The organism is Nocardiopsis sp. JB363, assembly GCF_900143625.1.
Classification (GTDB): Bacteria; Actinomycetota; Actinomycetes; order Streptosporangiales; family Streptosporangiaceae; genus Nocardiopsis.
In genome coordinates this window covers 1-3,416 of record NZ_FRFF01000144.1, presented here as the reverse complement: position 1 = coordinate 3,416, position 3,416 = coordinate 1, and the positions used below count along the sequence as shown (strand labels likewise).

General features: G+C 71.3%; 3 protein-coding genes. 2 read left to right on the top strand and 1 reads right to left on the bottom strand.

All coding sequences use genetic code 11. The features are described from left to right. Positions 1-139 precede the first annotated feature (139 nt). Both BQ8420_RS23560 and BQ8420_RS23555 read left to right on the top strand, forming a co-directional pair. A complete protein-coding gene (locus BQ8420_RS23560; protein WP_087101353.1) occupies positions 140-1,033 on the top strand; it encodes an NAD(P)-dependent oxidoreductase in 894 nt (297 codons plus the stop codon). Positions 1,034-1,135: 102 nt separating this feature from the next. Then, the gene (locus BQ8420_RS23555) at positions 1,136-2,170 is read left to right on the top strand and encodes a LacI family DNA-binding transcriptional regulator (protein ID WP_087101352.1); all 1,035 of its coding nucleotides are present in this window, start codon (positions 1,136-1,138) and stop codon (positions 2,168-2,170) included. A 55-nt stretch (positions 2,171-2,225) separates the two neighbouring features. Here the strand turns inward: BQ8420_RS23555 and BQ8420_RS23550 are convergent, their stop codons facing one another. Continuing rightward, positions 2,226-3,302: a mandelate racemase/muconate lactonizing enzyme family protein gene (locus BQ8420_RS23550; protein WP_087101351.1), complete on the bottom strand. Its 1,077-nt coding sequence runs from the start codon at positions 3,300-3,302 to the stop codon at positions 2,226-2,228. Positions 3,303-3,416: the final 114 nt, after the last annotated feature.

Below are 3,416 nucleotides of genomic sequence, written 5' to 3'. Positions count from 1 at the left end.
GACCCGCCCTCCCGGGTCGGGCCCGGACCCCTCCACGGCCCCGACCCACCGGGGCCGCGCCGTCCCCTCTGCGGCGTGGCCCCCACCCATCACAGACGACGCCCCGACCCCGCTCGGGGCCTGGAAAGGAAACCCCGCCATGCGCGTGCTCGTCACCGGAGGTTCGGGAAGGCTCGGCCGTAGCGTGCTGTCGACCCTGGCCGAACGCGGACACCAGGTCACCTCGGTCGACACCACCCCGGCCACCCCACCGGACGGGGTCGCCGCGATCACCGCCGACCTGCTCGACGCCACCGCTCGCGAGGACGCCTTCACTCGCGCCGCGCCCGAGGCCGTGGTCCACCTGGCCGGGATCGCCGTCCCCTTCGCCCACCCCGACGTGCGGACGCTACAGGTCAACACCGGGCTGGCCTGGGCGGTACTGTCCGCGGCCATCGAACACGGCGCCCACTCGGCGGTGGCCGCCTCCAGCCCCACCGTCTACGGCTACAACACCCCCACCTGGACACCGCGGTACCTGCCCCTGGACGAGGACCACCCCGTCCAGCCCTGGCACGCCTACGGGCTGAGCAAGGAGATCATCGAAGGGACCGTCCGGTCCCTGGCACGCACCACCGACACCTGCGTACTCTCCGCACTGCGGCCCGGCTACGTCGTGGCCCCCGAGGAATGGGCCGGAGCCACCACCCAGCAGGGCCACACCATGGCCCAACGCCTGGCCGACCCGGCCCTGGCCGCCGGCTCACTGTTCAACTACGTCGACGCGCGCGACGCCGCCGAACTGTTCGCCCTGGTCATCGAACACCCCGAACGGGTCCGCCACGGCCAGGTGTACAACGCCGTGGCCGACGACCCCCTGGCACCCGGCCCCGTCGACGAACTCATGGCCCGCCTGCACCCCACCACCGCGCCGCACAGCGCCGCGCTCTCCGACGGCCGCGCGGTCTTCTCCAACCGACGCGCCCGCACCGAACTGGGCTGGGAACCCACCCGCACCTGGCGCACACAACTGAGCCAAGGGCGGGTCGGCTAGGTGCGCGCCCAACCACCCACCTCACGAGGCGACGGACACCCCACACCTTCCACTAGCCTGGGAAAGAGTTTTCCCACAGTCCACGGTAGAAGGGCCAAAGGCGTGAGTTCGTCGTATGTGACGCTGGAACAGGTGGCACAGCACGCGGGGGTCTCCCTGGCCACCGCCTCCCGGGTCATCAACGGCAGCACCCGCCAGGTCAGCCAACGCCTGAGCGAGAAGGTCAACGCCAGCGCCGAGGAACTCGGTTACCTGGCCAACGCCTCCGCCCAGACCCTGGCCCGCAACAGCAGCTCCCTGGTCGGCCTGCTCGTCCACGACATCGCCGACCCCTACTTCTCCTCCATCGCCCGCGGTGTCACCCGATACACCGAGGAACAGGGACTGGTCACCGTCCTGGGCACCACCTACCGCTCCGCCCAGAAGGAGAGCACGATCCTGGCGGCCCTGCGCGCCCATCGCGCCAAGGCCGTCGTCCTGGTCGGCTCACGCTCCACCGACGAGGAGAGCAACGCCCGGCTCGTCCGCGAGATCGAAGCCTTCCAGCAGCAGGGCGGACGGGTGGCGTGCGTGTCCCAACCCGGACTGCCCGCCGACACCGTCAGCCCCGACAACCACACCGGGGCCGCCGAACTGGCCCGCCACCTCATCGCCCTGGGACACCGACGCTTCGCCATCCTGGCCGGCCCCACCAACCTGAGCACCGCCCGCGAACGACTGGACGGATTCCACTCGGCGCTCTCGGCCGCCGGCCTGGAGCTGGAACACCACAACATCGTGCACGGCGACTTCACCCGCGACGGCGGATTCGAGTCCACCCAACGACTGATGCGCCTGGGCACCGACGCCACCTGCCTGTTCGCGGTCAACGACGTCATGGCCACCGGCGCCATGGCCGCCCTGCGCGAGTCCGGCATCGGCGTGCCCGAGGAACTGTCCGTGGCCGGATTCGACGACATCCCCACCCTGCGCGACCTCGCCCCCGCCCTGACCACCGTGCGCCTGCCCCTGGAACAGATGGGCGAACGCGCCGCGCAGATGGCGCTGGAGAGCGACCACGAGGGCGAGGACCGCACCGTCAACGTCCAAGGTGAGGTCCTCATGCGTGAGAGCACCGGAAAACCTTCCACCCGGTGAGACCACGCGGGGGCGGTGGAGCCTGATGCTCCACCGCCCCCGTTCGCGTCCCGTGCTAGGGGAGTGGGGACAGATCCTGGGCGAAGGTCAGACCATGGCCGAGACCGGTCTCGGCACTGAGCCACCCTTCACCGATCCGCACCCCGCTGGGGACGGCCAAAGCCCCCAACGCTTCGAACGAGGCGTGGTCGATGTCCTCGACCATCGCCACCCGGGGCAGACACAACGCCAACTGCCCCGACAGCTCCGGCAACAGGTGCGGCGCCACCGGCACCCCACGACGCGCCATCGACTCGGCCACGCGCAGGAACGGGGTGATCCCACCGACCCGCACCACGTTGGGCTGGGCCACGTCGCACACCCCCGCCTCGACGAACCCTTCGAACTCCTCCAGGGTGCGCAGATTCTCACCCAGGGCGAAGGGCACCGCGGTGCGCCCCCGCAGGCGCTCGTGCGCGGCCAGGTCCTGGGCCGGCAACGGTTCCTCCACGAAGTGCGGGTCGTGTTCGGCCAACCGGTCCAGGGCCCGCACGGCGGTGGGCACGTCCCAACGCTGGTTGGCGTCCACCATCAGCGTCCGGTCCGGACCCAACACACCGCGCACCGCGGCGACCCGTTCGACGTCGCGTGCCACCTCAGGCGAGCCCACCTTGATCTTGGCGGCCCGGTGCCCGGCCCCGACCCAGGAACGCACCTGCTCCAGCAGGTCCGCGGAGTCGTAGTCGAGGTTGACCCCACTGCCATAGGCGGCGACCCGATCCCGACGCCGACCGAGCAGGTCCACCAGCGACATCCCGGCCGCCTTGGCCTGAACGTCCCACAGGGCGATGTCCACCCCGGCCAAGGCCATCAGGGTCAACCCGGTGGTACCCGCCTCGCGCAGATACCACCGCAGCTCCTCCCACCGGCACGGGTGGGCGTCCCCGCCCACCACCACCGGCGCCAGGTCGGCGTTGATCAGCGACTCCACCGCCCCCGCACCGATCAGCGGGGTCCAGCAGAACCCGGTGCCCACCACCCCGGCATCGGTGGCCACCCGCACCACCACGATGTCGTTGCGGTCCACACCGCCGTCCCACGCCCGCCGCAGCGGCAGACGGAACGCGCGGGCCACCACCTCGGTGACACGCACCCGCTCAGCCCTTCCCGACCAGGGACAGACCGGTCTCGATCAACGCCGACAACTCGGACTCCTCCTCGGCGGTCAACTCGACGAAGGGAGCGCGCACCGCGCCCACCCGCACCC

What these genes read in the sequence shown, in the direction of transcription:
- BQ8420_RS23560 (WP_087101353.1), top strand. Translation starts at nt 140, where the DNA reads ATGCGCGTGCTCGTCACCGGAGGTTCGGGAAGGCTCGGCCGTAGCGTG.